A 15,478-nucleotide genomic window follows, 5' to 3' on the forward strand; every position below is an offset into this window, starting at 1 on the left:
GTCAGCCTCCGATCGCCGACATCGGCCGGACGGGTTGCAGGAACGACGGGTCGTCGATGCCGTGCCCGGCGCGCTTGCCCCACATCGCGGTACGCCAGCGGGCCGCCAGCTCGGCGTCGTCCGCGCCGCCGCGCAGCGCGCCGCGCAGGTCCGACTCCTCGGTGGCGAAGAGGCACGCGCGTACCTGCCCGTCGGCGGTGAGCCTGGTCCGGTCGCAGTCGCCGCAGAACGGCCGGGTCACGCTGGCGATCACCCCCACCCTGGCCGGGCCGCCATCGACGAGCCAGGTCTCGGCGGGCGCCGCGCCCCGCTCCGCCGGGTCGGCGCTGAGGTCGAACTCGGCGCGCAGGGCGGCCAGGATCTCGTCGGCGGTGACCATCGTCGTCCGGTCCCAACCGTGCTGGGCGTCGAGCGGCATCTGCTCGATGAACCGCAGCTCGTAGCCGTGGTCGAGGGCGAAGCGCAACAGCGCGGGCGCCTCGCCGTCGTTCACTCCGCGCATCAGCACCGAGTTGATCTTCACCGGGGTCAGGCCGGCCGCCGCCGCGCCAGCCAGCCCGGCGAGCACGTCGTCGAGCCGGTCGCGCCGGGTCAGCTCGGCGAAGCGGGCCCGGTCCAGGGTGTCCAGCGAGACGTTCACCCGGTCCAGCCCGGCGGCGCGCAGGCCCGGCGCCAGCCGCTGCAACCCGATGCCGTTGGTGGTCAGCGAGATCCGGGGCCGTGGCTCCAGCGCCGCCACCGCTTCGACGATGCCGACCAGCCCGGGCCGGATCAGCGGCTCCCCGCCGGTGAAGCGGACCTCGGTCACGCCGAGCCGCTGCACCGCCACCCGGACCAGCCGGACGATCTCCTCGTCACCGAGCAGCTGCGGCCCGGCCAACCAGGGCAGCCCCTCGGCCGGCATGCAGTACGTGCAGCGCAGGTTGCACTTGTCGGTCAGCGAGACCCGCAGGTCCCGGGCGACGCGGCCGTACCGGTCGACGAGGACGCCGTCGGTCGTCGGGGCGGCGGTCACCTGTCGACGGTAGCGCGTCGGGAGCCGCGCAGGGCAGCTCGGGCGGCGGTGCCGACCGCATCCTGGTACGCGGCGCCGAACAGGGCGGTGTGCACCAGCAGCAGGTGGAGCTGGTGCAGGGGCACCCGCTCCCGCCAGCCGTCGGCGAGCGGCCACGTCTCGTCGTAGGCGGCCAGGATCCGGTCCAGGTGGGGTGGGCCGCCGAAGAGCGCGAGCTGGGCGAGGTCGGTCTCCCGGTGCCCGCCGTGCGCCGCCGGGTCGACCAGCCAGACCCGGTCGTCGGCGCCCCAGAGCAGGTTGCCCGGCCAGAGGTCGCCGTGGATCCGGGCCGGCGGCTCGTCCCCGCCGAGCTCCCCGATCCGCTCGATCACCTGCTCGACCAGGGCGGCCCTGACCCCGGCGAGGGCGCCGTCGTCCACCGACAGCCGGAGGTACGGTGCGAGCCGGCGCCGGGCGAACCACGCCGACCAGGGGCCCGACTCGGGGGTGTTGTCCTGCGGCAGCGCACCGATGAAGCCGGGCCAGTCCGCCCCGAACGCGGGCGCCCCGGCCCGGTGCAGCACGGCCAGCTCCCGGCCGAACCGTTCGGCCGCCTCCGGCGTCGGCTCGCCGGGCTCCACCCAGTCGAGCGCCAGCAACTCCGGCAGCGCCACCACCACCTCCGGTACGGCCACCGCGCCGGCGTCGCGCAGCCAGCGCAACCCGGCCGCCTCGGCGGCGAAGAAGCCCTCCGGGACCGGGCCCCCGGCCGTCTCCGGCCAGGTCTTGGCGAAGACCGAGTGCCCGTCGTCCAGGGTGAGCCGGGAGGCGGCGCAGATGTTGCCGCCGGAGACCGGCGTCTCCCGGATTCGTTGGTGGGTCAGGAACGTCGGCAGGTGCTCCGGGTGCGCCCGCAGGTACGCCAGGTCCATGAGCGCAAGGTAGCCGCTCCCGCCGACATGCGCGGGCCGCGTCGCCGGGCCGATGCCCGCCGATCGTCGTCACCTGCACCGATACGCTCCGTGCCTGTGGACAACCCGCGTGTCGTCCACAGGGCCTGTCGACCCGGCCGCCGTCCGCCGCACGCTGCCGGCATGACTCCGACCGACCGCCCCCGGCTCGCCGTCCGCTCGCCCGCCGACCTCATCGCCGCCGTGCCGTACCTGCTCGGCTTCCATCCCGCCGACAGCGTGGTCGTGGTGGCGCTGCGCGGCCGGCAGGTCGTCTTCGCCGCCCGAGGTGACCTGCCCGGGCCCGGCGCCGATCCCCGTCCGCACGCCCGACACCTGGCCGACGTGATCACCCGCCAGGGCACCGAGTCAGCCACCGTGATCGGCTACGGGCCGGCGGCCCGGGTGACCGGTGCGGTGGACGCGGTGGGCGAGGCGCTGGACGCGGCGGGGCTGGTCGTGCTCGACGCCCTGCGGGTGACCGACGGGCGCTGGTGGTCGTACCTCTGTGTCGAGCCTGACTGCTGTCCGCCCGACGGCACCCCGTACGACGCGACGGCCAGCGAGGTCAGCGCGGCGGCCGTCTTCGCCGGCCAGGTCGCCCTGCCCGACCGGGCGGCGCTGACCGCGCAGGTGGCACCGTTCGACGGGCCGGTCCGGGTGGCCATGCGCCGGGCCACCGTCCGGGCCCGCGGGCGGCTGGCCGGGCTGACCGAGGAGTCGACGGAGACCGCCCTGGTCGGTGGCCGGTCGGTGCGCTCGGCCGGGGTGGCCGCGATCCGCACCGCGTTCCGCCGGCACCGGCGCGGCGAGCGGCTGGGTGACGACGAGGTGGCCTGGCTGAGCGTGCTCCTCACCCAGCTACCGGTACGCGACCACGCCTGGGAGCGGACCGACGGCCGGGACGGCGACATCAGCCTCTGGACCGACGTGCTGCGCCGGGCCGAGCCGGAGTTGATCGCCGCTCCGGGCAGCCTGCTCGCCTTCGCTGCCTGGCGCGCCGGGTACGGCGCCCTGGCCGCGGTGGCGCTGGAACGGGTCCTCGCCAGCCACCCCGACTACTCGCTCGCCCTGCTCCTCGACGACCTGCTCCGGCGCGGGGTGCCCCCGTCCGAGCTGGACGGCTGGCCGGCGGTCGGCTTTCCCGGGGTGGTCCGCCGCCGGGCCCGCCGCCGCCATCCCCGCCGGCGCGAGTGATGGGTCACCGCGACTCAGTCGAGGTCGGCCAGCCGGTGGGCGCCGGCGTAGACGTTCATGGTCGGGCCGCGCAGGAAACCGACCAGGGTCATCCCGGCCTCCTCGGCCAGCTCGGCCGCGAGGGTGCTGGGCGCGGAGACCGCCGCGAGCAGCGGCACGCCGGCCATCCACGCCTTCTGGGTCAGCTCGAAGCTGGCCCGACCGGAGACCAGCAGCAGGTGCCCGGCCAGCGGCAGCCGCCGCTCGCGCACCGCCCAGCCGATCACCTTGTCGACCGCGTTGTGCCGGCCCACGTCCTCGCGCAGCACCACCAGCTCGCCGGCCGGGGTGAACAGGCCGGCCGCGTGCAGGCCGCCGGTCCGGTCGAAGGCCCGCTGCGCCGCGCGGAGCCGGTCCGGCAGGGCGGCCAGCACCTGCGCCGGCACGGTCAGTGGGTCGTCCCGTACCGCGAACAGCGACCGAGTCCGAATCGCCTCGATGCTCGCCTTGCCGCAGACCCCGCACGAGCTGGTCGTGTAGAAGTTGCGCGACGGGTCGGTGGTGGGCTCCGGCACGCCCGGGGCCAGCACCACGTCGACCACGTTGTAGGTGTTCGGCGTCTCCGCCCCCGCGCAGAGCTGGGCGGTGCGCACGTCGTCGGTGGACCGGATCAGCCCCTCGGTGAGCAGGAAGCCGATCGCCAGGTCCAGGTCGTCCCCGGGGGTCCGCATGGTGACCGCGAGCGGGCGCCGACGGCCCGGGCCGGCCGGGCCGACCCGGATCTCCAGCGGCTCCTCCACCGCCAAGGTGTCCTGCCGGCGGACCTGGGCGCGTCCGTCCGCCGCCGCGTCGAGGTCGATCCGGAGCACCCCGCGCCGATCAGTCGCCCGTCCCATGCCGCCATCCTGCCCCGGCCGCCCACCGCCCCGCACGGCGACACCGGCTCGCCGGGGCCTGCCCCGGACCGGCCCGCCCCGGCCTGGCCCGCCCTGGCCCGCTCCGGCCTGGCCCGCTCCGGCCTGGTCCGCTCCGGCCTGGCCCGCCCCAGCGGGGCCCTACCCAGGATGCGCGGTCACGTCGGTACGGCGGCGGCGGGCCCGCGCGGTTACCGTGGCCGGGTGATGGCGTACGCGGCGGTGCTGCTCGCGGGTGGCGCGGCCCGCCGGATGGGCGGGGTGGACAAGCCCACGGTCCCGATCGGCGGCCGGCCGATGCTGCACCGGGTGCTGGTGGCGGTCGCCGACGCCGAGCCGCGGATCGTGGTCGGCCCGGCCGGGGCGGTCCCGCCCGACGTGCGGGTGACCCGGGAGGACCCGCCCGGCGGCGGCCCGGTCGCCGCCACTCGCGCCGGGATCGCCCTGCTCGACCCGGGTACGACCATCGTCGCCCTGCTCGCCGCCGACCTGCCGCTGCTCACCGCCGGTGCGGTCGACGACCTGCTCCGCCGACTCGACGGGCCATCCGTCGACGGGGCCTGCTACGTCGACGGCGACGGTCGCCGGCAGCAGCTCTGCGGGGTGTGGCGGGTCGACGCGCTGCGGGTCGCCCTGGACCGGCTCGCCGCGCGGCGGGGCGGGACGCTCGACGGCGCTCCGGTACGAGCGCTGCTGGACGGGCTGTCCGTGCGGGAGGTGGTCTGGTCCGGCTCCGGTCCGCCGCCGTGGTTCGACTGCGACACTGACGAGGACGTACGCCGGGCCGAGGAGTGGACACGATGACGGTGATGGACGACTGGGTCACGGCGGCCTGCGCCGAGCTGGGTCTCGACCCGGCTCAGGTGTCGGTGCCGGTCGTGCTCGACCTGGCCCGGGACGTGGCACACCAGGTGCTGCGCCCGGGTGCGCCGGTGTCCGCGTACCTGCTGGGGCTGGCGGTGGGGCGGGGCGCCGACCCGGCCGCGGCGGCGTCCCGGCTCAGCGAGCTGGCCGCCACCTGGCCGGTCGAGCTGGACGACACCGGCCCGGCCGAATAGCCCACACCGCTCGACGCTGCCGGGTCCGGCCCGGCGAACCAGGCGCCGGCCGGGGCCTGGCGAACCGGCTATCACCGGCGGATCTGGCAGCTCGGGGCCGATCTTCGGGCGGGCCACGGACCGATCGCGGTCGGCCTGATTCGACCCCCATCGTCCGTGGGTAGGGTGACCCTGACGGACGGAGGCGATCATGACGGCAGACCACCCCTCGGTGCCGGCTGGTGACCCGACCGGCGAGGCGCCGGAGCAGTACGAGTCGATCCTGCTGGACGAGCCGACCACGGCCGACCTCCGGGCGAAGGTGACGGAGGCCTGGCGGGAGTTCGCCCGGGCCCTGGCCGACCGGCTGCGCGCCCTGCCCGCCGGAGCGCACGTGGAGCTGACCCTCGACCCCACCGCCTCCGGCACCGGGGACGCCGTCTACTCGATCAGCGTGGACGTCGCGGCGGCGGGCGGGCTCTCCGCGCGGGCGGTCGGCAACGCCACCCTGCCGCAGGGATACCGGCTGGACCGGGCGGCCGTGGCCGACATGGTCGCGCTCGGCTGGTCCCCGCCCGGCGTGGTCGAGGGCTCCGGCGAGCAGTTCGGCCTGAACTGCGACGTCTCCGAGTCCACCCGGCTGGCGGCCGTGCTCTCCCGCACCCTCCGTGACGTGTACGGCGCCCCGCACCCGGCCTTCCTCGTCTACCTGATGCACGACGCCGAGGGGGAGCCGCTGCCGGCGGAGCCCCTGGGCACCGCGCGCGAGTTCGGGCCGGACCGGGACGTCGAGTCCGACCTCGACGAGGCGCTGGCCGCCGCGGCCGCCGCCCAGGTCGACGAGAACGACGTGCTGGCGTTGGAGGAGCGGGTCCGTACGGTCGTCTCCACCCTGATGAGGTCGAGTTCGGACCAGTTGCAGGTCGACTCGGACGGGGACATCAACATCCGCGCCGGCTCCGCGATGGTCTTCGTCCGGGTGCGCGACAACCCGCCCCTGGTCGACGTCTTCTCCCCGGTGCTCACCGAGGTCGAGCCGACCGAACGGCTCTACGTGAAACTCTCCGAGCTGACCAACCGGATGCCGATCGGCCGGCTCTACTGCGCCGACGACACGGTCTGGGCCTCGATCCCGGTCTTCGGCCGGAACTTCCAGGCCACCCATCTGATGCTCGCCGTCCAGGTGATGACCGGGCTGGCCGACGAGCTGGACGACCGGTTGCACGGCGAGTTCGGCGGCAAGCGCTTCTTCGGCGAGGGCGACAAGCCGTCCCGCGCCGAGGGCGAGCACCGCACCGGCATGTACCTCTGACCCCCGCCGGGCCGCCGCCGCGGCGCTCCGGGCGGGTACCGGTCAGTGGACGTCGAGGAGGGTCTTCCCGACGGTGGCGCGGGATTCCATCGCGGCGTGCGCCTCGGCGGCCCCGGCCAGCGGGAAGCGCTGCCCGATCAGGGGTCGCAGCCGGCCGGCCGCCGTCTCCGCCAGGGCCCGCTCGGTGAACGCGCGCAGCGCCGCCGGGTCGGCGGTCGGGCGGATCAGGCTCACTCCCCGGGCCGCCGCCAGTTCGGCGGGCAGGTCGGCCCAGGCGCCGCTGGCCAGCCCGAAGCTCAGCATCCGACCGCCCGCGCCCAGCAGGTCGAACGCGTCCCGGGCGAGCGGGCCGCCCACCCCGTCGAAGACCACGTCCACCCCGCCGGTGGCCGCCCGTACCCGGTCGGTCCAGTCAGGCTGTCGGTAGTCCACCACCACGTCGAGTCCCCGCTCGCGGAGCAGGGCCACCTTCCGGGTACCGCCGGCGGCGGCGACGACCCGCGCGCCGGCCGCCGCCGCGAGCTGTGCCAGCAGGATGCCGACGCCGCCCGCGGCCGCCTCGATCAGCACCCGGTCGCCCGGGCGCAGCCGCGCCGCGTCCACCAGCATGGTGGCGGTACGACCGTCGGCGAACACGGCGACCGCCTCGTCCAGCGGGAGCCCGGCGGGCACCTCGATCGGCAGCTCCCGGTCCACCACCACCCGCTCGGCGTAGCCGCCCGAGCCGCCGGTCCCGCTGACCACCCGCTGCCCGACCAGTCCCGGGTCGACGCCGGGTCCCACAGCGGCCACCACGCCGCCGACCCCGTTGCCGGGAATCAGCGGCGGCGCGGCCCGGAACGGCCCGAAGCCGGTCGCCCGGAACATGGTCTCCACGAACGTGAGGTTGGCGTGCGCCACCTCGATCAGCACCTGCCCCGGCCCGGGTGCCGGGTCGGGCGCCGGCCCGACCACCAGCACCTCCGGACCCCCGAACTCCCGCAGCCACACCGCGCGCACAGATCCCCCTTCCGCAGCCCCGGCCTCCACCCAACAACCTCAACCGGAATTGAGGTCAACCCCACCGCCCCGAGCGCACGGGACGGCGGGTGGGGTCCGGGGCCGTGCGGCTCCGGTCCCCACCCGCCGGGGGAGGGAGGTGTCAGGTCCAGGGCAGCCAGGCGAGGCCGCGGGCCGTGGCGGGGTCGGCGACCGCGAGTCCGTCGTCGGCGACGGTCCACAGCCGGCCGTCGACCAGCAGGGACCGGCTGACGGCGCCCCGCGGCGCGGCGACCGCACCAACGTCGGTGATTCCTCGCTCGGTGACGGTGAGCAGGCGGACGCCGCCGGTGTGCAGCGGCAGCGCCACCAGCCCGGTCGCCGGGTCGAAGAGGAACGCGTGCGGGTCGAACTCCGCCACGGAGCCGTTGCCGGGCAGGTGGTGGCGGGCCAGCCGGGCGGGCCGGGCCGGGTCGTGCACGTCGAAGAGCGAGACCTGGAGGCCCTGCGCCCGTCCCCGGTCGTCCGCCTCCTGGCCGACGCCGAGCAGGCGGTCACCAGGCACCGGGTGCAGGTACGCCGACCACCCGTTGATCTTCAGCTCGCCGGTCCGCCGGGGTGCGGCCGGGTCGGTCAGGTCGAGCGCGTAGAGCGGGTCGGTCTGCCGGAACGTCACCACGTAGCCGGTGCCGCCGAGGAAGCGGACGGAGAAGATCCGTTCACCCCGGCCGAGGCCGGCCACCCGGCCGGTCTCCGTCAGCCGGTCGCCGCGGCGGGCGAGCACGTACACGGCCGACTCGCTGGTGCCGGATGGCGAACCCGAGCGGGTGGTCGCCACCCGCAGGTGGCCCTGCCACTGCGAGAGGGCGTACTGGTTGAGCAGGGTGCCGGGGACGCTGCCCGCGCCGACGTACCGGGGCCGGCCCGGGCCGGCGGTGTCGAACTGGAAGATGTCGGTGCGCTCCGGCCCGGGGCGCGGCATCCCGCCCCAGCCGTCCCGCCATCCGGCACCGCCTCCGCCGGCGAGGTAGAGGCTGTCGGCGGTGCCGTAGACGGTGTCGGCGTCCGAGGCGACGGTGACCGGGTCGCCGTCGCCGAGGCGGCGGGCGGCGAGGTCGAAGCTGAGCACGGTCAGCAGGGCGGTGCCGGTGCCGGTGGCCGGCCGGCTCAGCCGGTCGCAGCCGACCCGGCCGGTGTGGGGCGCACCGTCGGCGGTCCAGTCGTAGCGGGGCAGCCAGGCGTCCAGCCCGGCCTTCGCGATCACCGCCCGGTTGGTGGCGGTCCGCTCGGCGTCGGTGCGCCGCTCGTCGTACGGGAAGGAGAGCCGCGGCTGGGTGCGGACCACGACCCGGGCGGTCGCGCCGGTCTGGCGCGCGTCGAGCAGGCTGCCCTCGATCCGGTACGTCCCGACGACCGTGGGCCGCCCGGCCAGGTCGACGAGGAGCAGCCGGGGACCGTCGGGGGCGGCCGGCCGGCCGGGATCGGCGGGGCGCTCGGTCGCCGGCAGCACCTCGGGCGCGGCCCGCCGGACCAGCACCAGCGCCCGGTCCCCGTGCAGCAGCAGGTTGCTCTCCGGCCACCACCGGCGCTCCGCGTCCCCGGCGGAGAGGTCGAGCTGCCCGGTGACCTTCCGGCTGGCGGCGTCCACCACCCGCAGCACGCCCTGGCTGACCACGACGATCCGCCGGCCGTCGGTCTTCACCAGGTCGGGCTCGTCCGCCCCGGGTTCGTGGCTGTTGGTGGTGGAGTGCTCGGGTGCCGCCCCGTCGGCCGCCCTCGCCCCGCCGGGCGGCGCGGCCCCGGGCCGCGCCGCGGCGTCGGCGGGCAGCGCCCCGTCGAACGCCATCCCGGTACGCCACCCGGGCCCGAAGCCCCACGGTCCGACGGCGGCGGTGGCGGCGGCGCGCAGCCCGGCCAGCGCCGCGGCGCAGGAGTCGTAGGCGACCAAGCGGGGTGCGGCGGCGAGGGGCGTCGGTTCGGGCGCCACCGGCCGGGGTGCGACGGCGCTCCCGGCGAGCAGGCTCAGGGCGAGCAGCGTCCCGGTCGTGGCGTAGGCGGTCACCGGTCTCATGCGCCCTTGGACGCCGCCCCCCGCCGCCCGGTTCCCCTCGGCGGGACGGTCAGCCGCCGGAGGGGCCGACGCCGGGCGACTCGACCAGGCGGGACAGGACGATGGTGCTGCGCGAGGAGGTCACGAAGGACTCGGCGCGCAGCCGCTCCAGCGCCTCCTCCAGGTGGGAGATGTCGGCGGCCCGCAGGTGCACCAGCGCGTCCGCCTCCCCGGAGACGGTGTACGCGCCGACCACCTCGGGGTGTCGGCGGGCGGCCGCGCCGATCTGCGCCGGGGTGGTCCGGCCGGCGCAGAACAGCTCGACGAAGGCCTCCGTGGTCCAGCCGACGGCGGCCGGGTCGACGACGGCGGTGAAGCCCCGGATGACCCCCGTCGATCGGAGCCGGTCGACCCGCCGCTTGACAGCGGGGGCGGAGAGTGACACCCGGGTTCCGATGTCCGCGTACGACGCGCGGGCGTCGGCAACGAGCAACGCAATGATTCGCTGGTCAACCGCGTCGATCTGCAACGTTCCGCCTCTGGGAAGCAATGGTTGTGGCTGTTACCAAAGTTGTACCGTACCTACTCTTGGTGACCGTGAACCAGCAGCGAGTCCCGCGAAAGCGGACATATCTCATGTGCTCGCCCGAGCACTTCGCGGTCGAGTACGCCATCAACCCGTGGATGGACGTCACCGCGCCGGTCGACGCGGAGTTGGCGGTCAAGCAGTGGGACCGCCTGCGCGAGACGCTCGTCGGCCTCGGCCATGAGGTGCACCTGCTCACCCCCGAGGCGGGGCTGCCCGACATGGTCTTCGCGGCCAACGGCGCCTTCATGGTGGACGGCACGGTCTACGGCGCCCAGTTCAAGCACGAGCAGCGGGCCGCCGAGGCCGCCGTGCACCGGGCGTTCTACGAGTCGCGGGGCTGGCGGTTCATCGCGCCGAGCGAGACCAACGAGGGCGAGGGCGACTTCGCGTACCTGCCGGAGGCGCACGGCGGCCTGGTCCTGGCGGGGCACGGCTTCCGCACCGAGCTGCCCGCGCACGCCGAGGCGCAGGAGGCGCTCGGCCGGCCGGTGGTCTCGCTGCACCTGATCGACCCGCGCTTCTACCACCTGGACGTGGCGCTCGCCTCGATCGACGACGAGAACATCGTCTACTACCCGGGCGCCTTCTCGGCGGCCAGCCAGAAGGTGCTCGCGCAGCTCTTCCCGGACGCGGTGGTCGCGGACGACGAGGACGCGCTGGCGTTCGGCCTGAACCTGGTCAGCGACGGCGCGAACGTGGTGCTGAACAGCGAGTCGACCCGGCTGGCGGGCAAGCTCAAGGCGGCCGGCTACACCCCGGTCCCGGTCGAGCTGGCCGAGCTGAAGAAGGGCGGCGGCAGCGTGAAGTGCTGCATCGCCGAGCTGCGCCACTGAGCCGAACGCGCGTAGCGCCAACGAACGACGGGCCGGCCTCCTCCCCACGGGGAGGCCGGCCCGTCGGCGTACGGGGGTGGCGGCTCAGCCGAGCGTCGACAGCTCGCTGATCACCACGTTGGAGAGCAGCTGGCCGTCGCGCTGCACCCGACGCAGGTACCACTTCTGCTGCGGCGTGCGCGGCTGGTTGAACTGCCACGGACCGCGCGGGCTGTCGATCTGGCCGATCTTGCCGAGCGCGAGGTTGAGCTGCTGCGGGGTGGGGTCCGACCCGACCAGCCGGATCGCCTTGTCGAGCACCTGCGCGGCGTCGTACGAGGCCATCGCGTAGGTGGTCGGGGAGACCCGGTACGTCTTGCGGTACGCCGAGGCGAACACCCGGTTGGCGGTGTTGTTGAGGTCGGCCGAGTAGTTGAGCGCAGTCTCGAGGCCGGACCGCTCGATCGACGCGATCTCGCTTTCCAGCTCGTCGAGCACCGTGCCCTCGGTGAGGAACCCGGGAGCGTAGATCGGGCCCCGGTAGCCCTCGTCGTACAGCTGCTTGATGAACTGGACCGCGGCGGTGCCGGCGTAGTGGCAGAAGATCACATCGGCGGGTTTCTTCGGGTTCAGGGCCTGGCGGATCGCGCCGGTGTACGTGCCCTTGCGCGGGTTGGGCACGTCGACGGTGAGGATCGGCTCGTCGTCGATGTGGCGGCCGTTCACCTCGTAGCCCGCGCGGAAGCCGGCGATGACGTCCCGGCTGCTCCGGTTGTTCGGGGCGAGGATGGCGATCCGCCTGCCCGCCAGCAGCGTCTGGTTGAGGTACTGGCCGAGCGCCCGGCCCGGCTCCTCAAGGGCGTACGAGGTGCGCCAGATGTAGACGACGCTCTGCAGGCTGGTCGGGGAGGCGTTGGAGCAGACCAGCGGCACCCGGGCCTGCTCGACCATGTCCCGGATGCCCAGGATGACCTCGGGGCTCACCACGCCGGTGAGTGCGAGCGCGCCCTCCTTGAGCAGGCGGTCGACGGCGGCCTGGCCGCTCTTGGCGTTCTCGCCCTCCTCGGCGCTGACCAGCGTCACCGGGTGACCGCCGAGCCGCTGGTCGTTGAGGCTGAGGAAGAGCTGGAAGCCGTTGCTGATCTCGTCGCCGATGGCCTTGTTCGCGCCGGCACCGGGCACGATAAGCCCGATCTTGATGGGTTTGCCCGAGCTGGCGCCGGCGTTCTCGGAGTCCGAGCCGCAGCCGGCCGCCAGTCCGGTGGTACCCAGCGCGGCCAGGAGTTGAAGGGCCCGCCTGCGGTTCATCTGCGACACCGATTTCCTTCCCAAAACGTTGCAGGGCTCATCGCCCCTCCGGCGTTCTACCTGCTTGGCGACGCTGCGTCAATGCCGGGAAGATCATCGTGCAGGGACCGCAACGCGGCAACCACCCGGGGCCAGGCCGCCGAGTCCGGCGCGATCAGACCGAAATGCTCGCATTCGGGCAGCTCGATGAGGGTGGCGGGAGAGCCGGCGGCCCGCGCCGCGGCGACCCACGAGCGGCTCATGGCCACCGGCACCTGGCGGTCCAGGGTGCCGTGCATCACTACGCTGCGTACTCCGATCGGCACCAACGCCGACGGATCGGCCGCCGCGTACCGGTCGGGGAATTCGGCGGGACCGCCGCCGAGCAGCGCGGCCACCGCCCCGGCGTCCAGGTCCAGCCGGTACGCCTCGGCGAGGTCCGCGACCGGGGCCAGCGCCAGCACGGCAGAGACCGTCCCGGGCGCCTGCGCCGCCACGTAGAGCGCGAGGTGGCCGCCGGCCGAGTGTCCGACCAGGACCGGCGGTACGGGCGCCACCCGGCCGGGCAGCGCGGCGGCCGCCAGCCCCGGCAGCGCGGCCACCCCGGCCAGCACGTCGGTCAGCGTGTGCGGCCAGCCGCCGTCGGGCTGCCCGGTACGCCGGTACTCGATCTGGGCGACGGGGTGGCCCTGCGCGGCCAGCGCCGCCGCCATCGGGCCGGTGTGGCTCCGGTCGTACTCGGCCCGCCAGAACCCACCGTGCACCACCACGACCAGCGGGCGGGCTGGCCCGTCACCGGCGGGCCGGCGCAGGTCGGCGACCTGCTCGGGATGGTCGCCGTAGGCGACCGTGGCGTCCGGCGTCGGGGCGGGCCGGGTCAGTACGGCGCGCGGGTCTGCGGGCATGACGGCGACGGTAGCCGCCCCGGCCGGGTGGTTCCGGCGCGGGACCCGGTCCCGCCGCGTGTGGGTGGTGGGCGCTGGGTAAAGATGGGTCCCATGACCGAAGCACGTTCCGCTGGACAGGACGACGAGCAGGGCACCGACGGGATCCCCGGCACCGTGGTGGTGGTCGGTCCGGACGGCCGGCCGGTCGGCACGGTGCAGACCGATGAGGCGCAGGGTGAGGATCCGACCCGCCTGGTCGAGCAGCCGGCCAAGGTGATGCGAATCGGCAGCATGATCAAACAGCTGCTCGAGGAGGTGAAGGCCGCGCCGCTCGACGACGCCAGCCGGCACCGGATGCGGGAGATCCACGAGCGCTCGATCGTCGAGCTGAAGGAGGGCCTGGCCCCCGAGCTGCGCGAGGAGCTGGAGCGGATCTCGCTGCCCTTCACCGAGGAGAAGGCGCCCAGCGAGAGCGAGCTGCGGATCGCCCACGCCCAGCTGGTCGGCTGGCTGGAGGGGCTTTTCCACGGCATCCAGGCCGCGCTGGTGGCCCAGCAGATGGCCGCCCGGGTGCAGCTGGAGCAGATGCGTTCCGGCCGGCAGGCCCTGCCGAGCGGGCCGGGCGGGATCATGCCCGGCATGCCGGGCGTGGGCCAGCCGCAGGGCGGCGAGGGGCCCAGCACCGGCCAGTACCTCTGACCGGGCCGGGCGCCGCGCGCACGCGGGCGCCCGGTCCGCTCAGCCCAACCCGAAGACCTGCTCCAGGTACGCGGCCACGCCGTCGGCGGTGTTCGCCGCCGTCACCTCGTCGGCGATCGCCAGGACGGCGGGGTGCGCGTTGGCCACCGCTACCGCCCGCCCGGCCCAGGTCAGCATCGGCACGTCGTTCGGCATGTCGCCGAAGGCGAGCACGTCCCGCTCGTCGATGCCGAGTCGGGCGCAGTACCAGGCCAGGCCGGCCGCCTTGGTCACCCCGGCGGCGGAGATCTCCACCAGCCCGGTGTACGACGAGTGGGTCGCCTCGGCCAGTCCGGCCAGCGCACCGGCCACCAGCTGGAGGAACGCGTCCGGGTCCTGCTCGCCGGCCCGGGCCAGCAGCTTGACCGCCGGGGCGGCGAGCAGCTCCTCGGGGGACTCCACCGCCCGGATGGCGTCGTGGTCGGCGTCCCAGCGCAGCGGGTAGTGCGCCTCGTGCCGCATCTGCCGGCTGTCCACGATCTCCACCGCGAAGCTGACCCCGGGCACCTCGGCCCGCAACCGCCGGGCCACCTCCGCCAGCAGCTCGGGGGCGAGCGGGTCGGCCCGCAGCACCTCGTCCGTGACCGGGTCGTAGACCACCGCGCCGTTCGCGCAGATCGCCGGAAGCGGCTCGGCGAGCTGGTCGTACACGAGCTGGAGCCAACGGATGGGGCGGCCGGTGACCAGCACGATCGGCGTGCCCTGCGCGGAGATCCGGGCCAGCACCGCCGCGGTGTGCGGGCTGAGCGTCCGGTCGTCGGTGAGCAGGGTGCCGTCGATGTCGGTCGCGACCAGCCGGGGTGCCTCTCCCATCACCGGGAGAGTAGTCGGTCCAGGTAGACCGCGACGCCGTCGTCGTCGTTGCGCAGGGTCACCTCGTCCGCCGCGGCGCGGACCGCCGGGTGGGCGTTGGCCACCGCCACCCGCGCCCAGCCGGCCCAGGCGAACATCGGCAGGTCGTTGGGCATGTCCCCGAAGACCAGCACCTCCCCCGGGTCCACGCCGAGGCGCTGCGCGACCACGGCGAGCCCGGTCGACTTGTCCACCCCGGGCGGGCAGATCTCGATGAAGCCGAGGCCGGCCTGGGTGAGTGTCGCCGTCTCCGCCGGCACGATCCGCCGGGCGACCTCCAGCAGCTCGTCGACGTGGTGGTCGGCGGTCCGGGCGAACGCCTTGATCACGTCGCCGGAGAGGCACTCGGCACGGCTGCGCGCCTCGAACCGGTCCTGGTACGGCCAGCTCGGGTGGTAGTCGCCCCAGAGCGGGGCGTCGTGCTCGTCGGACGCCTCCACCATCACGGTCAGCGGCCCGACCTCGGCCTCCAGGTCGGCGAGGAGCCCGGCGAGCACCTCCGCCCGGAGCCGCTCGTCCCGCAGCACCACCGGGCCGGCCGGGTCGCTCTGGTCGACCACCCGGCCACCGCCGGCCATCACCAGGAAGTCGGCGGCGCGGATGTCGTTGCGGGTCAGCTCCGTCAGGCGCGGCCCGCGACCGGTCGCGCCGACCACCGGGATCCCGGCGGCCCGCACCCGGTCGAGCACCTCGTGGGTGTACGCGGAGACGGTGTCGTCGCTGCGCACGAGCGTCCCGTCGAGGTCGGTGGCGATCAGCTTGGGCAGTCCCGGGCGGGTCATGGTTCCTCCTTCGCCCGCCGCCGTCGTGCCAGCCGTTCTGGTCGTCGGTGCCTCGGCCACGAACGGCGGGCAGCAACCGTACCTCGCGGAACGGGTCGCAACCATGGCTTCCTGGCGAAT

16 protein-coding genes are annotated in these 15,478 nt (G+C 75.0%); 6 read left to right on the forward strand and 10 right to left on the reverse strand.

Annotated elements, in window-relative coordinates; translation table 11 throughout:
- Position 1 precedes the first annotated feature (1 nt).
- Entirely contained in the window at positions 2-1,015 is a 1,014-nt protein-coding gene (gene moaA, locus I8N68_RS19890; protein ID WP_200212219.1) for a GTP 3',8-cyclase MoaA, read from the reverse strand.
- Positions 1,012-1,926: a fructosamine kinase family protein gene (locus tag I8N68_RS19895; protein ID WP_200212220.1), complete on the reverse strand. Its 915-nt coding sequence runs from the start codon at positions 1,924-1,926 to the stop codon at positions 1,012-1,014. The genes moaA and I8N68_RS19895 overlap by 4 nt, the downstream gene beginning before the upstream one ends.
- Before the next feature lie 162 nt (positions 1,927-2,088).
- On the opposite strand from I8N68_RS19895, the gene I8N68_RS19900 reads away from it, so the two are divergent.
- Entirely contained in the window at positions 2,089-3,141 is a 1,053-nt protein-coding gene (locus I8N68_RS19900; protein WP_200212221.1) for a DUF4192 domain-containing protein, read from the forward strand.
- Between the two features lie 14 nt (positions 3,142-3,155).
- Here I8N68_RS19900 and fdhD read toward each other — a convergent pair whose 3' ends face one another.
- The gene (fdhD, locus tag I8N68_RS19905; protein WP_200212222.1) at positions 3,156-4,016 is read right to left on the reverse strand and encodes a formate dehydrogenase accessory sulfurtransferase FdhD; all 861 of its coding nucleotides are present in this window, start codon (positions 4,014-4,016) and stop codon (positions 3,156-3,158) included.
- A 225-nt stretch (positions 4,017-4,241) separates the two neighbouring features.
- Between fdhD and mobA the strand changes: the two genes are divergently transcribed.
- The 3 genes from mobA to I8N68_RS19920 all read left to right on the forward strand — a co-directional run bounded on the left by mobA (position 4,242) and on the right by I8N68_RS19920 (position 6,383).
- On the forward strand, positions 4,242-4,838 hold the full coding sequence (mobA, locus tag I8N68_RS19910; protein WP_372433775.1) for a molybdenum cofactor guanylyltransferase: 597 nt from the start codon (positions 4,242-4,244) through the stop codon (positions 4,836-4,838).
- Positions 4,835-5,092, forward strand: a complete 258-nt coding sequence (locus tag I8N68_RS19915; protein WP_200212225.1) for a DUF6457 domain-containing protein — start codon at positions 4,835-4,837, stop codon at positions 5,090-5,092. Before mobA ends, I8N68_RS19915 begins: the two co-directional genes overlap by 4 nt.
- Before the next feature lie 190 nt (positions 5,093-5,282).
- Positions 5,283-6,383, forward strand: a complete 1,101-nt coding sequence (locus I8N68_RS19920; RefSeq protein ID WP_200212228.1) for a T3SS (YopN, CesT) and YbjN peptide-binding chaperone 1 — start codon at positions 5,283-5,285, stop codon at positions 6,381-6,383.
- Positions 6,384-6,425: 42 nt separating this feature from the next.
- On the opposite strand, the gene I8N68_RS19925 is transcribed toward I8N68_RS19920, so the two are convergent.
- From I8N68_RS19925 to I8N68_RS19935, 3 genes are all read right to left on the reverse strand, one after another.
- A complete protein-coding gene (locus I8N68_RS19925) occupies positions 6,426-7,382 on the reverse strand; it encodes a zinc-binding dehydrogenase (protein ID WP_200212233.1) in 957 nt (318 codons plus the stop codon).
- Between the two features lie 142 nt (positions 7,383-7,524).
- Entirely contained in the window at positions 7,525-9,432 is a 1,908-nt protein-coding gene (locus I8N68_RS19930) for a beta-propeller domain-containing protein (RefSeq protein WP_200212237.1), read from the reverse strand.
- Positions 9,433-9,481: 49 nt separating this feature from the next.
- The gene (locus tag I8N68_RS19935) at positions 9,482-9,940 is read right to left on the reverse strand and encodes an Lrp/AsnC family transcriptional regulator (protein WP_200212239.1); all 459 of its coding nucleotides are present in this window, start codon (positions 9,938-9,940) and stop codon (positions 9,482-9,484) included.
- A gap of 59 nt (positions 9,941-9,999) precedes the next feature.
- Here I8N68_RS19935 and ddaH point away from each other — a divergent pair, with 59 nt between their 5' ends.
- Positions 10,000-10,833, forward strand: coding sequence for a dimethylargininase (ddaH, locus tag I8N68_RS19940; RefSeq protein ID WP_372433770.1), 834 nt, complete (start codon positions 10,000-10,002; stop codon positions 10,831-10,833).
- An 84-nt stretch (positions 10,834-10,917) separates the two neighbouring features.
- On the opposite strand, the gene I8N68_RS19945 is transcribed toward ddaH, so the two are convergent.
- A complete protein-coding gene (locus tag I8N68_RS19945; protein WP_200212241.1) occupies positions 10,918-12,129 on the reverse strand; it encodes an ABC transporter substrate-binding protein in 1,212 nt (403 codons plus the stop codon).
- 47 nt (positions 12,130-12,176) lie between these two features.
- On the reverse strand, positions 12,177-13,004 hold the full coding sequence (locus I8N68_RS19950; RefSeq protein ID WP_200212243.1) for an alpha/beta hydrolase family protein: 828 nt from the start codon (positions 13,002-13,004) through the stop codon (positions 12,177-12,179).
- Positions 13,005-13,088: 84 nt separating this feature from the next.
- On the opposite strand from I8N68_RS19950, the gene I8N68_RS19955 reads away from it, so the two are divergent.
- On the forward strand, positions 13,089-13,685 hold the full coding sequence (locus I8N68_RS19955) for a bacterial proteasome activator family protein (RefSeq protein ID WP_200212245.1): 597 nt from the start codon (positions 13,089-13,091) through the stop codon (positions 13,683-13,685).
- Between the two features lie 39 nt (positions 13,686-13,724).
- Here the strand turns inward: I8N68_RS19955 and I8N68_RS19960 are convergent, their stop codons facing one another.
- Together I8N68_RS19960 and I8N68_RS19965 are read right to left on the reverse strand one after the other, a co-directional pair.
- Positions 13,725-14,537, reverse strand: coding sequence for an HAD family hydrolase (locus I8N68_RS19960; protein ID WP_200212247.1), 813 nt, complete (start codon positions 14,535-14,537; stop codon positions 13,725-13,727).
- Positions 14,537-15,358, reverse strand: coding sequence for an HAD family hydrolase (locus I8N68_RS19965; protein WP_200212249.1), 822 nt, complete (start codon positions 15,356-15,358; stop codon positions 14,537-14,539). The genes I8N68_RS19960 and I8N68_RS19965 overlap by 1 nt, the downstream gene beginning before the upstream one ends.
- Between the last annotated feature and the right edge of the window lie 120 nt (positions 15,359-15,478).

Source organism: Micromonospora coerulea, assembly GCF_016598485.1.
Classification (GTDB): domain Bacteria; phylum Actinomycetota; class Actinomycetes; order Mycobacteriales; family Micromonosporaceae; genus Micromonospora; species Micromonospora coerulea.

What these genes read in the sequence shown, in the direction of transcription:
- fdhD (WP_200212222.1), bottom strand. Translation starts at nt 4,016, where the DNA reads ATGGGACGGGCGACTGATCGGCGCGGGGTGCTCCGGATCGACCTCGAC.
- I8N68_RS19960 (WP_200212247.1), bottom strand. Translation starts at nt 14,537, where the DNA reads ATGGGAGAGGCACCCCGGCTGGTCGCGACCGACATCGACGGCACCCTG.
- I8N68_RS19955 (WP_200212245.1), top strand. Translation starts at nt 13,089, where the DNA reads ATGGGTCCCATGACCGAAGCACGTTCCGCTGGACAGGACGACGAGCAG.
- I8N68_RS19920 (WP_200212228.1), top strand. Translation starts at nt 5,283, where the DNA reads ATGACGGCAGACCACCCCTCGGTGCCGGCTGGTGACCCGACCGGCGAG.
- I8N68_RS19915 (WP_200212225.1), top strand. Translation starts at nt 4,835, where the DNA reads ATGACGGTGATGGACGACTGGGTCACGGCGGCCTGCGCCGAGCTGGGT.
- I8N68_RS19930 (WP_200212237.1), bottom strand. Translation starts at nt 9,432, where the DNA reads ATGAGACCGGTGACCGCCTACGCCACGACCGGGACGCTGCTCGCCCTG.
- I8N68_RS19965 (WP_200212249.1), bottom strand. Translation starts at nt 15,358, where the DNA reads ATGACCCGCCCGGGACTGCCCAAGCTGATCGCCACCGACCTCGACGGG.
- I8N68_RS19950 (WP_200212243.1), bottom strand. Translation starts at nt 13,004, where the DNA reads ATGCCCGCAGACCCGCGCGCCGTACTGACCCGGCCCGCCCCGACGCCG.
- I8N68_RS19895 (WP_200212220.1), bottom strand. Translation starts at nt 1,926, where the DNA reads ATGGACCTGGCGTACCTGCGGGCGCACCCGGAGCACCTGCCGACGTTC.
- I8N68_RS19900 (WP_200212221.1), top strand. Translation starts at nt 2,089, where the DNA reads ATGACTCCGACCGACCGCCCCCGGCTCGCCGTCCGCTCGCCCGCCGAC.
- mobA (WP_372433775.1), top strand. Translation starts at nt 4,242, where the DNA reads ATGGCGTACGCGGCGGTGCTGCTCGCGGGTGGCGCGGCCCGCCGGATG.